This window comes from Halobaculum sp. EA56, assembly GCF_051195075.1.
Lineage (GTDB): Archaea > Halobacteriota > Halobacteria > Halobacteriales > Haloferacaceae > Halobaculum.
Window position 1 is genome coordinate 32,703 of sequence record NZ_JBNTJX010000015.1, and the last position, 17,692, is coordinate 50,394.

12 protein-coding genes are annotated in these 17,692 nt (G+C 72.4%); 5 read left to right on the top strand and 7 right to left on the bottom strand.

From position 1 onward, the window contains the following. Positions 1–76 precede the first annotated feature (76 nt). Genes ACQUQ1_RS17975 through ACQUQ1_RS17990 form a run of 4 tightly spaced genes read right to left on the bottom strand, consistent with a single transcriptional unit; the run spans position 77 to position 7,783 of the window. Complete coding sequence (locus tag ACQUQ1_RS17975) at positions 77–2,062, bottom strand: SpoVR family protein (protein ID WP_435065679.1); 1,986 nt, start codon at positions 2,060–2,062, stop codon at positions 77–79. 1 nt (position 2,063) lies between these two features. Beyond that, on the bottom strand, positions 2,064–3,389 hold the full coding sequence (locus tag ACQUQ1_RS17980) for a DUF444 family protein (RefSeq protein ID WP_435065680.1): 1,326 nt from the start codon (positions 3,387–3,389) through the stop codon (positions 2,064–2,066). Continuing rightward, on the bottom strand, positions 3,380–5,665 hold the full coding sequence (locus tag ACQUQ1_RS17985; protein ID WP_435065681.1) for a PrkA family serine protein kinase: 2,286 nt from the start codon (positions 5,663–5,665) through the stop codon (positions 3,380–3,382). Before ACQUQ1_RS17985 ends, ACQUQ1_RS17980 begins: the two co-directional genes overlap by 10 nt. Positions 5,666–5,668: 3 nt before the next feature. Further along, positions 5,669–7,783 carry a PrkA family serine protein kinase gene (locus ACQUQ1_RS17990; protein ID WP_435065682.1) on the bottom strand — a complete coding sequence of 705 codons (2,115 nt, stop codon included), beginning with the start codon at positions 7,781–7,783 and terminating at the stop codon, positions 5,669–5,671. A 459-nt stretch (positions 7,784–8,242) separates the two neighbouring features. Between ACQUQ1_RS17990 and ACQUQ1_RS17995 the strand changes: the two genes are divergently transcribed. The 3 genes from ACQUQ1_RS17995 (at position 8,243) to ACQUQ1_RS18005 (ending at position 10,038) form a co-directional block, all read left to right on the top strand. Further along, a complete protein-coding gene (locus ACQUQ1_RS17995; protein ID WP_435065719.1) occupies positions 8,243–8,626 on the top strand; it encodes a DUF5820 family protein in 384 nt (127 codons plus the stop codon). 98 nt (positions 8,627–8,724) lie between these two features. Continuing rightward, a complete protein-coding gene (locus ACQUQ1_RS18000; protein WP_435065683.1) occupies positions 8,725–9,180 on the top strand; it encodes a UPF0179 family protein in 456 nt (151 codons plus the stop codon). An 18-nt stretch (positions 9,181–9,198) separates the two neighbouring features. Then, positions 9,199–10,038 (top strand): DUF7537 family lipoprotein, encoded by an 840-nt coding sequence (locus tag ACQUQ1_RS18005; protein ID WP_435065684.1) that lies wholly within the window; start codon positions 9,199–9,201, stop codon positions 10,036–10,038. A 40-nt stretch (positions 10,039–10,078) separates the two neighbouring features. Here ACQUQ1_RS18005 and ACQUQ1_RS18010 read toward each other — a convergent pair whose 3' ends face one another. Beyond that, positions 10,079–10,774 carry a hypothetical protein gene (locus ACQUQ1_RS18010; RefSeq protein ID WP_435065685.1) on the bottom strand — a complete coding sequence of 232 codons (696 nt, stop codon included), beginning with the start codon at positions 10,772–10,774 and terminating at the stop codon, positions 10,079–10,081. A 397-nt stretch (positions 10,775–11,171) separates the two neighbouring features. Between ACQUQ1_RS18010 and ACQUQ1_RS18015 the strand changes: the two genes are divergently transcribed. Both ACQUQ1_RS18015 and ACQUQ1_RS18020 read left to right on the top strand, forming a co-directional pair. Then, positions 11,172–13,877, top strand: coding sequence for an AAA domain-containing protein (locus tag ACQUQ1_RS18015; protein WP_435065686.1), 2,706 nt, complete (start codon positions 11,172–11,174; stop codon positions 13,875–13,877). Between the two features lie 113 nt (positions 13,878–13,990). Beyond that, positions 13,991–15,214, top strand: a complete 1,224-nt coding sequence (locus ACQUQ1_RS18020) for a lactate racemase domain-containing protein (protein WP_435065687.1) — start codon at positions 13,991–13,993, stop codon at positions 15,212–15,214. A 75-nt stretch (positions 15,215–15,289) separates the two neighbouring features. Here ACQUQ1_RS18020 and ACQUQ1_RS18025 read toward each other — a convergent pair whose 3' ends face one another. Next, on the bottom strand, positions 15,290–17,230 hold the full coding sequence (locus ACQUQ1_RS18025; protein ID WP_435065688.1) for a PH domain-containing protein: 1,941 nt from the start codon (positions 17,228–17,230) through the stop codon (positions 15,290–15,292). 3 nt (positions 17,231–17,233) lie between these two features. Then, entirely contained in the window at positions 17,234–17,692 is a 459-nt protein-coding gene (locus ACQUQ1_RS18030; protein WP_435065689.1) for a PH domain-containing protein, read from the bottom strand.

Below are 17,692 nucleotides of genomic sequence, written 5' to 3' on the forward strand. Positions count from 1 at the left end.
GGGGCGCGAGCGACTTGAACCCGTCAGCCGGGCCCGGGGGGTGACAGCTCCCCTCGGGCGGCCCCGCCCGGTCGGCTCAGGCCAGCCACTCGTCGGGCTTGGTGTCGTAGTCCACGTCGGCGGCGGCGATCCGCTCGGCGATGTCGGGTTCGAGCGGGTGGCGCTCGACCGCCTCGCCGTCGTAGCGGAGGCGGATCGGCACCTCCTCGCCGGAAGGCTCGCGGCCGCGCCGGCGGGCGACCTCCATCTCGTGGTCGTCGTACTCGGTGACGATGGTCGCGAGGTTCACGGGGCGGCCCCACAGCTCGAACACCCGTTCGAGCGTCTGTTTCGCCTGCTCGATGTCGAGCGCGACCCCGTTGTAGCGGTGGCCCAGCAGGAGCTCCCCCCGGTTGTCGAAGTTGCCGTCGTACACCGCGATCGTCGGCTTGCCGAAGTTGGTGAACCGAAGCAGGAGCTTGCGCTTGACGTCCTCCGGGTCCGTCGAGGCGACGCGGTAGCCGTCGGCGGCGTGGGAGTACTCGTAGGTGAAGTAGTTCCCCTCCACGACGAACTCCTCGGTGAGGAACTCGTCGACGAACGTCACGTCGTTGTGGCTCTCGCGCACCTCGCGCATGCGCTCCCAGCCGGCGGCGTAGTCCACGTCCGAGAGCGCCGCCTCCACGTCGGCGTACTGTTCGTCGTCGAACATGTATCGGGCGCGCCGCTCCAGCTCCGAGCGGCCCACCCGCTCCAGGAACCCCCGGTTCGCGGGCTTGGCCAGCGAGAAGTGCCGCTCGCACAGCCCCTCGTAGGTCAGCACGGCCCACGGGTACGCGTCGGCGTCGAGGTCGCCGTCCCTGGCCCGCGCGAGCGCGTCGGCGTCGACGCGCGGGTCGTCCGGGTCGAGGTCGTCGAGCGTGTCGGCGGTGACGCCGGCGATCTCCGGATCCGGCTCCAGCAGGTCGGCCACCTCCCCGAAGTCCAGCACGTCGTGGAAGTTGCGCCAGGTCACCCCCTCGACGCGGAGCAGCTTGTCGACCACCTCGCGGCGGTTGGCGCTGTTCTCGACGTACCGCCAGATCTCGAAGCCGAGCTTGTAGGGGTTGAGCCCGGGCGAGCCGAGCACCCGGGACATGTGGTCGGCGTACGTGAGGAACTCGTCGTCGCCGGCGAAGCGCTCGTCGCCCATCATCAGCGACTCCCAGTAGCTCGCCCACCCCTCGTTCATGATCTTCGTCATCTTCTGCGGGGCGAAGTAGTACGCCTCGCGCCGGAGGATCTCGATCACGTCGTCCATCCACGGCTCGCGCTCGACGGCCTTCCCCTCCTCCTCGTCGAAGCGCTTCCCGTGCTCGCGGAGGTACGCCAGCACGTCGGGGCGGGGGTCCGGCAGCCGGTCGCTCTCGCGCTGGGCGTCCAGCCACTCCTGGTCGAACACCTGCGCGCGGACCTCCGAGGAGAGGCCGAGCCGGTCGAGGCGCTCGTCGATGTCGGCCAGCTCCTCCGCCACCTCGCCGCCGCGCTCGGCCGCCAGCGCCCGGTGCTGGTCGATGGTGTCCTCGACGCACAGCACGGCGTCGATCAGCCGCTCGACGTCCTCGCGGTCGACCTCGGGGTCGTCGACGTAGCCGGCGATCGTCTCGGCGTGGCGCTCCAGCATCGCCGCGGCGTCGGGGTCCTCCCGCTCGCCGGCGAAGCGGCCGAACCACTGGTTGTTGCGGAAGAAGTCCGCGTGCGCCTCGACGTGGGTGATCACGGCCTTCTGGTCGGCCGTCGTGTTCGACTCCTGCAGGAACGCGTGGCAGGGGTTGTCGTTGTTGACGATCTCGAAGGCCTTCCCCATGCCGAAGGTGTCCTGCTTGCGCTGGCGGTCGTACTTCATGCCCCACCGCCAGTGCGGGTACCGCCGCTGGAACCCGTCGTAGGCGATGAGCTGGTTCATCTCGTCGTGTGTCACGACCCAGTAGTTCACCGGGTACGGCCGGAGGCCGAGCTTCTCGGCCAGCTCCCTGGCCTTCTCTGCCGGCTCCTCCAGCCCCGCGGCGACGCGTCGGGTCGCGACTCTGTCGTCGTGGATCATGTCAGTCGTCCCCCTCCGTCGAGAGGATGCGTTCGATCGCGTCGGTCACGTCCTCGGGGCCGCCGACGCGCGCGACGACGACGTTGTCGCGGTCGGCCAGCTCCCGCTCCACCTCCTCGGCGTGGGTGGCGTTGATCGTGTTGCCGCCGGGCTGGGTCTCCACGTACGCGTGGAGGTTCGCGTCGATCTCGCGCATCAGCGGCACCACGTTCTCGATCGTGTCGTTGCTGGAGTTCTCGGAGTCGCCGGCGGCGAACACGTAGCGGTTCCACTCGCTCCACGGGTACTCCTCGAGGATCTCGGCGGCCAGCTCGTAGGCGCTGGAGATGCGGGTGCCCCCGCCCGAGCGGATGCCGAAGAACTCCCCGCGCTCGACCTCCCACGCCTCGGCGTCGTGGGCGACGTAGCGGAACTCCGCCTCGTCGTACTTGCCCGTCAGATACCAGTCCAGCGGGGTGAAGGTGCGCTCGACCAGCTCCCGCTTCGTCTTGCGCATCGACCCCGACACGTCGCGGATGTTCACGACGACGACGTTCTTCTGGCGCTTCTCGACCACCTCGGGGTGGCGGTAGCGCTCGTCCTCGCGGCGGAACGGGACCTGCTTGAGCCCGTCCCTGCGGATGCGCGCGGCGATCGGGTCGCGCTCGTTCGCCTCGTCGAACGCCTCGAAGGAGTCGTACTCGTCGAGCGAGACGCCCTCCTCGGCGAGGTCGTTCATCGCCTCCCGGATCCACGCCAGCGACACGAGCACGTTCTCCCCGCGGCAGAACTCGAACACGTCGCGGGCGTCCGCGCCGGCGACCCGGCACGCCTCCCGGACGTACTCCTCGTCGAAGTCGGTGGCGAGCTTGCGCTTGAGGCCGCGCTTGAACAGCTGCTCGAAGTCGAGCGTGGAGTTGGGCCCCGCGCGCGTCAGCTCGGTGAAGTCGCCCTCCACCTCCTCGACGACGCGTTTGCCCTTCGGCTCCAGGTCGAGCCCGAGTTCCTCGTCGAGCTCGCGGGCGAACTCCTCGGGGTCCATCTCGTAGTAGCCGTGCTCGCCGCCCTCCTCGCCGGGCTCGCCGTCCTCGTCGCCGTCGGCGTCCCCGGGGTCGCCGGGCACGTCGACGGGCTGGCCGGGCTGGGGCGTGCCGTCCTGCCCCTGCCCGACGCCGCCCACGTCGCGGCGGTCGTACTCGAACGACGGGAGGTCGACCAGCTTCACCGGGATCCGGACGGTGTCGCGCGAGGAGCCCGAGAGGTCCCCCTCCCGGATGAACTCCGAGAGGTCCGGCCGGCGCTGCTCGCCGATCTCGCGGAACCGTTCGAGGTCCTCCCTCAGTCCCATCGTCCCTTCACCTCGCGCATCACGTGTCTGCTGGTCAGCTCGGCCGACGCCTCGCTGTACCCCTGTTCGGCGGTCATGTGCTCGATGGTGGCCTCCTTCACGCGGGCCGTCTCCGTGTTCGCCGGCGGGTCGTCCCACTGGGCCGGCTCCAGGTCCTCGTAGATGCGGCGGACGTCCTCCCAGGAGTGCGCCTCCAGCACCGCGCGGATCACCGGGACGGTGGAGAGGTCGACGTCCTCGACGGCGAACTCGTCGTCGCGGTGCTCCCAGGCGTAGCGGTTCAGCGCCGTGATCACGGTGTCCCTGCGGAACGTCTCGACCTCCCCGCCGGGGTCGTTGCCGTGGTAGTCGTCCTCGTCGAACCGGCCGAGGTGCTCGGTCTCGAACACCTTCATCAGCAGCGGGTCCGGGTCGACCGCGCCGCGGTCGGTCTCCACCTGCTCGTCGGCGTCCCACGCGAACACGTGCTCGACGTACTCGGCGACCGTCTCCTCGGCGACCCCCTTGTCCGCCAGCACCGCGTCCAGCACGTCGGCCTCCTGGAGCTCGAAGACGTGGGTCTTCACGGCCGCGAGGCGGTTCTCGTACTCGGCGATCTCAGCCCGCGAGAACACCGGCGCCGTCGACAGCCCCTCGGCCATCGCGTGGAGCACGTCCTCGGGCGTGAGCACGTCCTCGACGGGGAGCTCCGGGTGCGCCCGGTCGGTCTCCCCGTGGAGCAGGTCGGCGATCGTGTCGCGGGTGTACGTCACCGGGATGCCGTGGGCGCCGTCCTCGCCCTCGAAGTCGAACTCGTCGGCCTCGATCCGCTCGTCGCCGTCGCGGAGCGCGCCCCGGTCGAACAACAGCGCCTTGTCGATCAGCCCGACGGAGTTCGGGAGGTTCTCGGCGTCCAACCGGGTGACGACCGCGTACATCGCCGCCGCCTCCAGCGCGTGGGGGGCCAGTTCGCGCTCGCGGACGCGACCGCGGTCGTCGCGCAGCCGCACCGTCAGCGGCTCCGCCATCCGCTCGCGGATCTCCTCGTGGGCGGCCTCCGGGTCCGCTGCGTCGACGGCGGTCGCCCAGACGGCCGTCTCGTCGGTCAGCTCGCGGTGGATCAGCTCCGTCTCCAGCGACACGCTCGTGAGGTAGCGGAACTCGTGGCGGTCGAGCCGGCGCTTGAGCGCCTTCAGCGGGTCGCGGTCGTTGCGGTCGGCGAACTGCTCCAGCTCGGCGTCGAGGTCGGGGTTCGAGATGACGACCAGCTGGGTGTCGAGGTCCATCCCGATCCCCTTGTCGAGCTTCACGCGCTTCTCGTCGGGGACGTTCAACAGCTTCCGGAGCAGGTCGGCGTGCTGGCTGGCGTCCTCGACGACCGTGAGCAGGCCGTTGCCCTGCGAGAGCACGCCGTCGTAGCTGAACGCCCGCGGGTCCTTGCGGCCCCGCGAGTTCAGCTCGCGGAGCATCCCCGGCATCCACGAGCCGACGAGCCGCTCCTTCGGGGAGCCGTCGTCCTCGGCGTGGAGGACGCCGATGCCCTTGCCCACGTCCACGACGTAGTTCTTCACCCGGAGGTGCCGGCGGTCGGTCGCCGCCGAGAACAGGTCCCGGCGGCCCTCCCTGCGGTACCGCTCCTCGAGGTGCTCGAACGCCTCCCGGCTGAACGGGTCGAGGTCGGCGTCGGCGCGGATCGGGATGTGGTCGTCGTGCTCGGCGTTGAGCGCGTCGACGAGGTCGGCGCGCACCTCCGAGGGGAACACCGACAGGGGGTTCGCCTGCACCGGCGACTCGTACCAGTCGTCCTCGGCGTCGTCGTCGGCCGCGTAGCTCAGGCCCCGGTCCTCGCCGGCGGCGGCGATGTTCCACTCGACGGTGTAGCGCCGTCCCTCCTCGGTCTTGGAGTAGCCGCGCAGGCCGTTGATGAGGCACCGCTTCAGCTCCGACTTGCCGGTCGCGGTCGGCCCGTCGAACCAGTGGATCTTCTCCTCCTTCCCGCGGCCGGCGGCGACGGTGCGGAGGTCGTCGACGAACGCGTTCAGCACGCCCGTGTTCCCCAGCACCGCGTGCTCGCCGTCGTTGTAGGGGTCGTCGAAGAAGCGGTATCGCTCCCGCTCGGTCCCCTCCTCGACGACCGTCCGGGTGCCCATCGACTCGATGGCCGACAGGAGGTACTTGGCGGCGTGGCTGGCGACCGCGGGGCGCTCGAACGCGAGGTCGACGAACTCCGCGAGCGATCGCGGCGGCTCGTAGGCCCCCTCCAGCGCGTCGTCGGCCCGCGCGAGGTAGTCGGTCATCGATCAGTCCTCGAGTTCGCTCTTGGCCACCTCCGCCCCGGCGAACTCCAGCACCTCGCGGGCGCCCTCCGCGGAGTAGCCCTGCTCCTCGAGGGCGTCCACCCAGGCGCTGCGCTCGTCGTCGTCGAGCTCCCCGGCCGACACCAGCGCGGAGAAGTTGATGTTGTGCTTCTTGTCCTCCCACAGCTTCCGCTCTAAGGCGCGGCGCAGGCGGTCGTTCTCCTGTGGGTCGAAGCTCGACCCCTCGCGGGCGCGGCGGCTGACCCAGTTGGCGACCTCCTGGCGGAAGTCGTCCTTGCGGTCGCTGGGGACGTCTAGCTTCTCCTCGACCGAGCGCAGGAACGTCTCGTCGGGTTCCTGCTCGCGTCCGGTGAGGTCGTCCTCGACGGTCGTGTCGTCGATGTAGGCCATCACGTGGTCCATGTACTTCTCGCCCTGGCGACGGATCTCGTCGATGTCGTACGCCAGCGCGTGCCGGACGTCCTCGATGGCGCGGTCCTTGTACTCCTCGCGCACGAGCTCGAGGTAGCGGTGGTACGTGTCGAGCTTCTCCTCGGGGATCGACCCGTGGTTCTCGAGGTTGTTCTCGAAGTGCTTGAACACCGCCAGCGGCGAGAGGTACCCCCGGCCCCGGTGGCGGGAGTCCATGATCGCCTCGGCGATCTCGTCGCCGATGAAGCGCGCGGAGACGCCCTCCATCCCCTCGGCGATGTCGGCCATCTCGTCGCCGGTCTCGCGGAGCTTCCGCTCGTCGATCTCGTCGGTCTCGTCGACCTCGCCGTTGTACACCTTCGCCTTCTGGACGAGCCCGATCGACTCGTCGGTGGGCTCCTCGATCCGGGTGAGCACCCCGAACAGCCCCGCCATCTCCATCGCGTGCGGCTCGATGTGGATGTCGGGGACGTCGGCGTTGCGGAGCATCTTCCGGTAGATCTCCGCCTCCTCGGCGTACTCCAGGACGTACGGGTAGTCGATCCGCTTGGTGCGGTCGTTGAACGCCTCCATCTTCTCGTCGCCCTTCTTGTCCCGGTACTCGGGCATGTTCGTCCGGCCGACGATCACCTGGTCGATGTCGATCCGCGGGTTGTTGCGCGGCTTGATCGTCTGCTCCTGGCTCGCGTGCAGGAAGTCGTAGAGGAACTCCCGCTGGAGCTTCAACAGCTCCTCGCCGGAGAAGATGCCGCGGTTCGCGTTGCAGAACGCCCCCGCGTAGTCGAACGCCCGCGGGTCGTTCTCGCCGTACACCGCGAGCTTCGAGTAGTTCACGTCGCCGGTGAGCTCCGTCTCGTCCTGGTTCTTCTTGTCCTTCGGCTCGAACGTCTCGATGCAGCGGCGCTGGTTCTCGTCGGCGACGAGCCGCACCACCTCGACGTGGTTCGCCAGCACCGCCTCGAGGTCGTCCTCGTAGTGCGCGAGCAGTTCGTCCATGTAGAAGCTGGAGGCCGGGTCGAGGCTCTGCTCGTTGCGGATCGTGTAGGGCGCATCGAGGCGCTCGTTCATCGCCTCGATCACCTCGTCGCGCTGCTCCTGCGGGAGCAACACGATCGGGTCCTGGTTCATCGCCGAGCGCACGGTGTCGTCGGCGGGGTCCTGGTCCTCGATGACCGAGCAGAGGTCCGTCCACCGGAACGTGTACATCCGCCCGTCGTCGGTGCGGGTGTAGTCCTCGAAGTAGCGCCGGACCAGCCAGTCGAAGTGGCTCTTGCCCGACCCCACCGGGCCGAGCAGGAGCTTGATCCGCTTCTCCGGGCCGAGCCCGCGCGCCCCCGACTTCACCTTGTTGACGAACTCGTGGATGGACTCGTGGACCTCCCGCCCGTAGAAGGTGTTCTCGCCGTCGTGCAGCGGGTCCTCGGAGGCGAGCAGGTACTCGACCACGCCCGCGTCCTCGTCGTACCGGGTGCCGTAGTGGTCGAACATGTCGGCCACCCGCTGGTGGGCGTTGCGCGCGATCCGCGGGTCGTCGGTCACCTCCCGCAGGTACCAGTCGAACGACTTCGCCTCCCTGAGGTCCTCCGGGACCGATCGCTTGTACTGCCGGCTGAGCTCCTCGAGCGTGTGCGTACTCGATACCTCCCCCGATGCGGTCTCGTCCGCGTGTTCCGTCTGGTCACTCATGTGTGGGCCACGTGTGCGGGGACGACCCCGAACGGTCCCGTCGTGTCTGCGCACGGGGGCGGCCCCGACGCCCGCTCCGCCGGGGACCGGCCCGGACGCCCGCCGGACCGTCATGGCTACACATACCACACGACCGCCCGTGACCGGCTCGTACTCGTCTCCTACAGAACTCGTCGTGAGGGCGGTCGGTGGGGGTCGTTGCCTCCGTCCCGTGGTCGGACCGAGACTGTAATATTGTGGTAGTCGTTAACACATATAACGTTGTCGCCGGGTCGGGTCGCCACCCCCGTCCCCTCGGTCGGTAGTCCGCACTGACCGGAGGTACAGTTCGTCCGGGAGGTGTCGCGACGGACGGAACCGTTCGGGCCGAGCTCGTGCGTGTGGTCTAAGCCGATCGGGGACGGAACCGGACGTATGACCGACGACCCCGGCCGCGACGCGGACGCCGCCGGCCCGCCGCTGACCGACGAGGCGCTCCCGGAGGGGTGGAGCGTGTGGACCGACGAGCCGGGCGGCCGGGCGATCGTCGTCTACCGGCCGGACGTGTTCGACGCCGGGCGCTTCCCCGCGCCGTGTCTGCCGACGGTGTACCTCACGAACGGTTCGCGGCGCGCGCGCCCCGGCGCGGGCCAGCGGACCACCGACGAGTGGCACGTCACCCTCTTCCTGGAGCCGGAGGTCGAGGTCGAGTCGCGCCGCTTCGACGACCGCGCGGCCGCCCTCGCCGGCGTCCACGACGTGACCGGCCGCTTCGCCGACGGCGAGGTGGACTACCGCGGCGCCTACCAGGTGCCCCGGGACGACTACCTCGACGAACTCGACGCGCTGATCCGTGGGGAGTGACACCGACGCGGCGGACGGCGCCGCGACGCCGTGGGCCCCGGCTCGCGGGGTCCGGCGCCGGCGACGGGATTATCTTCGACGCGCGGGAACGCTCACGTATGTCCACCGTCACGCTCATCGGCACCCGGCTCGCCAGCGAGGGAACCGAGTTCGTCTACCGGGGGGAGGCGAGCGCCTGCGAGGGCTGCCCGTACCGCGGGCAGTGCCTCAACCTCGCCGAGGGGAGGCGCTACCGGGTGACCGACGTCCGCGACGGGACGCAGGCGCTCGACTGCGCCGTCCACGCCGACGGGAGCGTCCGCGCCGTCGAGGTGGAGCCGGCGACGATCACCGCGAACGTCGCGTCCCGCGGCGCCTACGCGGGCTCCTCGGCCAGCCTGGAGGGGCCGTGCCCGCACGTCGACTGCCCGAGCCACGAGCTGTGCGAGCCGCTGGGCGCCGACTTCGAGGAGGAGTACCGCATCGCGGAGGTCCACGGCGACCCGCCACACGAGGTGTGTCACCTCGGCCGGGACCTGACGAAGGTGACGTTCGCGCCGGAGGACGACGGGTAGGGCGACCCGCCCCCGACGATGCGACCCCACCGCGCGGTCCTCGCGTGTGCGTGCCTCCTGCTCGCCGGCTGCGGCGCGGTAGGGCCGGCCGGCGGGGACGCGCGAACCGTGAACCCCGCGCTGGCGGGCACGCCGACCGCCTCGCCGACGCCGGCGACGCCGGCCCGCCCGCCCGGCGTGAACGCCTCCGGCGTCGACCGCCGGGCGCTGGTGGCGGCCCACGAGGACGCACTCGACGGCCGGTCGCTGACCGTCGAGACGAGCCGCCGCGTCGTCGCCGACAACGGGACCGTCGTCCTCGACAGCGCCAGGCGGTCCCGAACGGACGGGCTGGCGCAGTTCTACCGCGCCCGCGTCTCGGAGACGCCCTACCGGCGGGCCGGCGGGCGCGTCTTCAACGTCTCCTACTGGCGAAACGACACGGTCACCGTGCGCCGCTGGGCCGACGGGAACGACTCCGTGTCGGTGACCCTCGACACGGACGTCCCGGCGCGCTCGCTGTTCGACCGGACGGGCGCCTCGGCCGTCGAGTCCCTCCTCGCCGGGTACGAGCTTCGGTACGCGGGGACGACCACGCGGGACGGGGAGACGTTGTACGTGTTGACCGAGGCGAACGCCGAGCAGCCCTTCCGGCCGCTGCGGACGAACGTGAGCCTGCGCGCGCTCGTCGCCCGCGGGGGCGTCGTCAGGTCGATAACGGTCACCTACCGGACCGTCGAGTACGGACCGCCGGCGCGGGCGCGGGCGCAGTTCCGCGTCACGAACGTCTCCGACACCGAGGTCCCCCGGCCGCGGTGGGTCGACGAGGCGCTCGCCGAGCGTGCGGCGGAGACGGGAGGGGAGGGGGACGAGGAGTAGCCGCCGCGGGTCCGCTGGCGTCGCCCCGGCCCGACCGCGGCTACTCGTCGCTCTCGGGCGTCCGGGTGCCGCTGGCGTTGACCGCGGCGAGCTCGGCGCTGTCGAGCTCCCGCATCGGGTCGGGGAGGTGTTCGGCGGCCCGGTCGAGGTCGGCCATCGCCTCGCGGACGGCGTCGGACTGCGGGCCGTCGCCGAGGTTGAGCTGTCGGAGGTACCCGCGCGCGAGCGCGACGTACACGCCCGCCTCCGCGAGGTACGAGCAGCCGAGCATGTTCGCCCACACGTGGCCCGGGCGGTTCACCGTCCGGTGGAAGGCGTACGACTCCCCGAGGCCGCCCTCGACGGCCGCGACCGCCAGCGTCGACAGCCGGGACTTCGCCTCGACCCACAGGTCTAGGTAGTCGCCCCAGTAGCCGCGGAGGCGCGCGGCGTCGTACGCGAGGTCGACGTCGTAGTCCCCGTCGGTCAGCCCTCGGCGGTCGAGCGCGTCGGCGACGGCCGCGCCCGCCTCCGCCGGGTCGCCGTCGGCGCCGCAGACGACCCGGAGCGTCGGCACCTCGTAGCGGCCGGCGGCGTCCCAGAACGAGTGGAACCACAGCGACACCGCGCCCTCGGCGGCCGCCTCGCGCATCGCGGGCGCGACCGTCCTCGTGAGCACGCGGTGCTTCCCGGCGAGCGAGCCGTCGGAGTCGGCCGCGAGGTCGCGCCAGCGCACCGCGACGGCGAGATAGTCCATGCCCGGACGTGCGTGTTCGGGGCCGATAAACACCGATGGGTGCGCGGACGGAGGCGGACGGGAGCCGACACCCCGCCCCGGCCACGCACGGGTGTCCGGTAGGTACGGGGACGGACAGCCGCCAGCGACGATTCCCGCCACCCAGAGGGTGGGAATGGAAGGGGCCGCGGCGCTCGGCGAAGGCGACCGCAGTAAGCACCACAGCCGAGCGAAGCGAGGCGAGGAGCGCAACAAGGTCTCCGAGTCGAGCGCCGCGGGGGCTTCCGCGGTCATCACCACGCAGTCCGCGGGGACGCGGAACGAGGGATCGACAGTATCGAACCCCAGTGAGACAGGACACCGAGCGAATACGGACCGCACCGACACCGTTTTTCCCGCGCACCCGCCCACTCCGGTCGTGAACGTCCGCGGTCCCCTCCTGGAGGTCGGCGAGGTGCGCGAGGTGAGCACGCGCTACGGCGAGCGCGAGGTCGCCGAGCTGACGGTGAAGTCCGACCGCGGCGCCGGCGACCCGGTCGTAGTCACCCTCTGGGGGAAGTGGACCCACACCGCCGAGCACGCCGAGCCGGGGATGGAGTTGCTCGTCACCGACGCCGAGGCGGACGACTACGGCGACCGCGAGGGGTACACCACCTCCTCGGAGTCGTACGTCGTCCTGGAGCCGGACTTCCTCGTCGACGTGACCGACGTCCGCTCGTGGGTGCAGTGCCCGCGGATGTACTACCTCAACAAGCTCTCGGGCATCCCGCTCAACTATCCCGTCGTCAAGGGGACCATCGTCCACGAGGTGTTCGGCGACCTGCTGCGCGGCGTCGACCTGGAGGAGTCCATCGAGGACCGCGTCGCGGAGGCCGGCCTGGAGTTGGGCCTGCTCGGACGCGAGCGCGATGAGGTCGCCGACGAGGTGCGCCGGAACGCCGCCGCCATCGAGGGCTGGCTGAACCAGGGGACGCTGACCGAGGAGGACGAGTGGCGCTCGGAGTACACGCTCATCTCACCCACATTCGGGATCAAGGGCCGGGCCGACGCGCTCCGGCGGGGCCAGCCGGTGGAACTGAAGACGGGGAAGAACACGAACCGCGACCCGCGCTTCCAGGACAAGATCCAGGCGGCCTGCTACGCGCTCCTGTTGCGCGAGCGCGGCGTCGACGCCGACACGGGGACCCTGCTGTACACGAAGAACACCGCGCTCGACCGCGGGGAGGCGACCGGCGACCTCTCGCCGGCCAAGGAGTTCTCGGTGGGCAAGGGCCTGCTGGAGTTCGTCGTCCGCCAGCGCAACGAGATCGCGGCGACGGAGTTCGACGTGTCCGTCCCCACGGGCTACGAGGCCGACGCGAAGTGCGAGTACTGCTTCGAGCAGGACGCCTGCATGGTCACCTCCGGCCGCCTGCAACAGGAGTCGAAGGCGGGTCAGATCGGCGAGCCGCTCCCCGAGGCGGAGCGCGAGTACTTCGCGGAGACGTACCGCGCGCTGGAGGAGGAGCGCCGGGAGACGCACGCGGAGTACCGGAAGCTGTGGGAGCAGACCCCCGAGGAGCGGGCGGCCGACGACCGGGCGCTGATCGACCTGGAGCCGGTCTCCGAGGAGCCGCTCGGCGACGGCCGCTGGCGCCTGACCGCGCGCAAGGAGTCCGACGCCGTCTCGAAGCTCCGCGAGGGCGACGTGGCGCTGGCCTCCGACGGCGACCCCGCGTCCGGACACGCCGAACTCGGGCGCATCCGGGAGCTGGGCGAGGAGGTGGTCGTCGAGACGGACGAGCCGGTGGAGCTGCGCCGGCTGGACGTGTACCCCTCGGAGCTGTCGGTGTCGCGGATGCACACCGCCGTCCACGACTTCGTGCTCAAGGGCGACCCCGACCGAAAGGACGTGCTGTTCGGCCGGCGCGAGCCCGAGTTCGCGCACCGGAGCGCCGACGGGGGGCCCTACATCGACAACAACGACGCCCAGAACGCCGCCGTCGAGCGCGCCGTCGACGCGGAGGACTTCGCGCTCGTCCACGGCCCGCCGGGGACGGGCAAGACGTACACCATCGCCCGCATCGTCCGCGCGCTGGTCGAGCGCGGCGACCGCGTCCTGCTGTCGGCGTTCACGAACCGGGCCGTCGACAACGCGCTTGAGGCGCTCCGGGAGCAGGACTTCGGGGACTGCGTCGCGCCGGAGGCGCGACGGGACGGAGCCGGCGACGCCGGCGGAGTGATCCGGGTCGGGACCGAGACGGGCGTCCGCGGCGACATGCAGGACGTCCGCCTCGTGGCCCGCGGCGAGCCGAACGACCGCGCGGCCGAACTCAACGGCGCGTCCGTCGTCGCCGCGACGACCTCCACCTGCGGCTCGCGCACCATGCGCGAGCAGGAGTTCGACGTCGCCGTCGTCGACGAGGCGTCACAGCTCACCGAGCCGGGGACGCTCGCGGCGGTGAACCTCGCCGACCGGTTCGTCCTCGTCGGCGACCACGAGCAGCTCCCCCCGGTTGTGCGCGCCGAGAACAGCCTGCGGGAGTCGCTGTTCCAGCGGCTCATCGAGGAGCACCCGGACGCGAGCGTGCTACTCGACCGCCAGTACCGGATGAGCCAGCGCATTCAGGCGTTCTCCTCGCGGGAGTTCTACGACGGGGCGCTCCGGCCCGCGACCCCGGAGGTGGCCGGGCAGACGCTCGCCGACCTCGGGGTCGACGCCGCCGACCTCCCGGCGGAACTGCGCGACCCCGTGAGCTTCGTCGACCCCGACGGGACCCGCGAGGGGAACGCCAACCCCGTCGAGGCCGACCGCGTCGCCGAGGTCGTCGACGCCTACGTCGACGCGGGGGTCGACCCCGACGACATCGGCGTGATCGCGCCGTTCCGCGCGCAGGTCGCCGAGATCGGCCGCCGGACGGACGCGACCGTCGACACGGTCGACCGCTTCCAGGGCTCCAGCGAGGAGGTGATCGTCGTCTCGTTCGTCGCCACCGGCGACCTCGACGGGCCGATCTTCGAGGACCACCGCCGCGTCAACGTCGCGCTGACGCGGGCGAAGAAGGCGCTGTGTCTCGTCGGCGACGCCGAGGCCCTGGGCTCGGAGCCCTTCTACGCGCGGATGCTCGAGTGGGCGCGGCGGTAGCGCGGGACCCCGACCGCGCGGCGCGCGGGCCGTACGGACCACGTCCACGCCGGCGCTCCCGACCGCCGACCGCCCGGACCGTTTTCACGGCCCGCCGCCTCCCTCCACACGTCATGGCCGAACAGGAGTTCTCCCTCCCGCTCGGGGACGGGTCGGTCGCCGTGTCGCTCCCGGACTGCGAGGTGGACGTGGCGACCCCCGCCGGCGGCGAGGCGGTCGACCCGCGGGCGGCCGCGGAGGCGGCGCTGGACGACCCGCACGGGCCCGCCCTCCGGGAGGTCGTCGACGCGGACGACGAGGTGTGCGTCGTCGTGACGGACGTGACGCGCGCGACGCCGGACGGGGCGCTCGTGGGCGCGATGCTCGACCGCCTCCCGGTCGACCGCGAGCGGGTGACGATCGTGCTCGGCCTGGGCCTGCACCGTCCGATGACCGACGAGGAGGTCGAGTCGGGCCTGGGCGCGTTCGCGGACCTCGCCGTGAACCACGACCCGGACGCCGCCGTCGAGGTGGGGACGGTCGACGGCGTCCCCGTCCGGGTGCACCCCGCGGTGGCCGACGCCGACGCGGTGCTCTCGACGGGGATGGTCGAGCCACACCAGTACGCCGGCTTCTCGGGCGGCGCCAAGACGGTCGTGGTCGGCGCCGGCGGCGAGCCGCTGATCCGGCACACCCACGGCCCCGAGCTGCTCGCGGAGCCCGGCGTCCGCCTCGGCCGCGTCGCGGACAACCCCTTCCGGGAGTTCCTCGACCGCGCGGGCGACCTGGCGGGGCCGGACTTCTGCGTGAACGTAACTCACGGCCCCGCCGGGATACTGGACGCCGCCGCCGGCGAGCCCCGCGCGGTCGTCCGCGACCTCGCGGCCACCGCCCGGGCGGCGCTCTCGGTCGAGGTGGCCGGGGGGTACGACGCCGTGCTCGCGGGCGTCGGCGCGCCGAAGGACGCGAACCTCTACCAGGCGACCCGCGCGGCGACGTACGTGATCCTCGGGGCGAACAACCCCCTCCGCGCCGGCGGCCGGGTGGTCGTCCCCGCGCGCCTCCCGGAGGGCGCCGGCGACGGCCGCGGCGAGCGGCGCTTCCACGACCGGCTCTCGGCCGGCGAGTCGGCGGCGGCCGTCTACGAGGAGATGCGCGAGGGGTACGAGCCGGGCGCCCAGCGGGCGTTCGTCCTCGCGCGGGCGCTGCGCGACCACGAGGTGTGGATCACGAACAGCGACCACCCCGAGGTCGTCGAGGACTGCCTCATGCACGCGGCGCCGTCGCCGGCGGAGGCCGTCGAGCCGGGCAGTCGCGTCCTCGTCGTTCCCGACGCGCTGAACACGCTGCTGGTGTGAGCGGACCGGATGCCCGAACCCGGGCCGCCCGCCGGCGTCGGCCCCTGACCCCGCTCGCGCGATGCGGTCCCCCGGCTATCCCCCGCGCGACTCCTCGGCGTCGTCGCCGCCGGCGTCGACCCAGTCGAAGGGGCGCGTGTCGGCGTCCGGGTCGGCGTCGGCGTCTGTGGTCCTTCTCGCCTCCGGATCCCCCTCCGCGGGCGCGTCCGCGGCCCCGTTCCGCCCGTCGCCGGCCGGTCCCCGTCGATCGGCCTCCCGTCGGCGTCTCCCCCGACGGCGGGCCGCGAGCGACTCGCGGAGGCGTTCCAGGAGCTCGCCGCGCAGGTCCTCGGCGTCGCCGGCGTCGAGGTCGTGGGCGGTCGCGTCCCCGCCCAGCAGCCGGGACGTGGACGCGGAATCGGCGGTGACCGACGCGAGGTCGCGCCGCCGCTGGAAGACGCTCCGCGAGACGAACACCGTCTGGAGCCGGAAGTACGGCACCAGCCGGGTGTGCCGGCGGAGCACGCCGGTCCGCGTGACGAACCCGTCGCCGACGGTCGCGTGCCCCCGGTTCGCCCAGGTGAGGTGGCCCGCCGGCGGCGCCAGCGCGACCCCGACCAGCGGCGCCAGCGGGAGGTACCCCGGGAGGCCGACGAGGAACCGGTCGACGCCGACGGCCAGCGCCGTCACCGCCAGCGCCGTCAGCGCGTACCGGGCGACGTAGCGGCGGCGGGCGCGGGCGGGCGGGCGCTCGACCGCGTCGCGGCCGAACGCGTCGCCGCGGGCGGCGTTCGCCGCGCGGGGCCCCCCGTCGTCCGCGCTCGGCGGGCGAGCGGCGCCGTCGTCCGCGGGGTCGCCCCCGGCGCGGCCCGCCGGGGCGTCGACCCCGCGCTCCAGTTCCTCGCGGAGGTCGTCCGCGAGCGCGACCACCCGCCCGCGGGTGTCGAGCGGGACGGCCGTCTCCGAGCCGCCGCCGTCGCCGTTCGACCCGGGCGTCGCCCCGGCGGTGTCGACGGTGAGGCCGGCGTACCCCAGCCGGCGCATCGCGGCGTTCTCCGAGACGGTGATCGTCTGCACCTTCGAGAGCGGGACGTTCCCGCTGTACCGGCCGAGGAGGCCGCGCTCGTAGCGGAGTTCGTCGCCGACGCGCTCCAGCCTGAAGCCGTAGTACCGGACGAACGTGAGCAGCGCGCTGACGACCCACACGACCAGGAGGAACGCGGCGACCCCGAGGGCGACGAGCGGGAGGAGTTCGCCCGCGCCGAGCGTCGGCACGTCGCCGGGACCGAGGTCGACGTCGATCACCCCCCAGCGCACGAGCAGCCGGCCGCCGTCGAAGATCAGGTCGTCGAACAGGCTCGCGCCGACGAACGGCGCCAGCACCGCGCCGGGCCGGAACGACACCGCACACAGCACCGCGAACTCCCGCCCCGAGAGCGCGTACAGCGTCTCGCGGTCCGGCCGTCGCGCCCCCGTCGACGCTTCGGCGGCGGGTCCCGTCCCGGGAGCGTCCTCGGCGTCCGCGTCCCTGCCCGTGCCCGTGCTCGTGCCCGTGACGGCGGGCTCGTCCCCCCGTCCCTCCGCGTCGCCTCCCTCCCCCGCCCCCTGCCCGCCGAGGCGGTCGCGCAGGCGGTCCGCCTCGTCGCCGCCGACGGCGTCGAGGGTGGCCTCCGTCGACCCGCCGCCGGCCGTCTCGACGGTCACGGTCGCCAGCCCGAGCGCGCGCTGGAGGAGGCTCCGGCGCACGTCGACGTTCTGGATCCGCCGCAGGGGGATCTCCCGCTCCTGTCGCGAGAGGACGCCCGAGCGCACGACGAGCCGGTCGTCGACCACCTCGTACTCGAAGCGGTACCAGCGGGCGGCCGCGAGCCCGGCGCCGACGAGGAACGCCGCCGGGACCAGCAGGACCGCGGGGGACCCCCCGTCGGGGGCGCCCACGCCGAGGAACGCGGTGCTCGCGAACAGCGCGAACAGCGCGAGCTGGCCGCCCGAGCGGAGCGCGCTCAGCGCCGCGGAGGTCGGGTGGAGGCGGGCCATCGATCAGACGGCGTCGAACTCCGACTCGGTCGCGAGTTCCCGCAGCTGTTCGCGCAGCTCCCCGGCCCGGTCGGGCGTCAGCCCGGGGATGGTGATGTCGGCCCCCCGCGAGCCGGCGGTGTAGACGACGACCGACGCCAGCCCCAGCGCGCGCTCGACCGGTCCCCGCCTGGTGTCGACGTGCTGGACGCGGACGTACGGGACGGAGGTGTCCACGCGGGTGAGCACGCCGCGGACGATGTACAGCGAGTCCTCGCGCACCTCGAAGCGCCAGATCCGGTAGCGGAGGACCGCGAAGACCAGCCCGAGCGCGACGACGGCGGCCGCGAGACCGAGCGCGGCGGTCACCGGGACCGGCGCGCCGAACCGGGCGGCGAGGACGGCGACGACGCCGACGAACGCCCCGGGGATCAGCGCGCCGACGGTCCACGCGAGCCGGACCCGCGGGTCGAGTGACTCCAT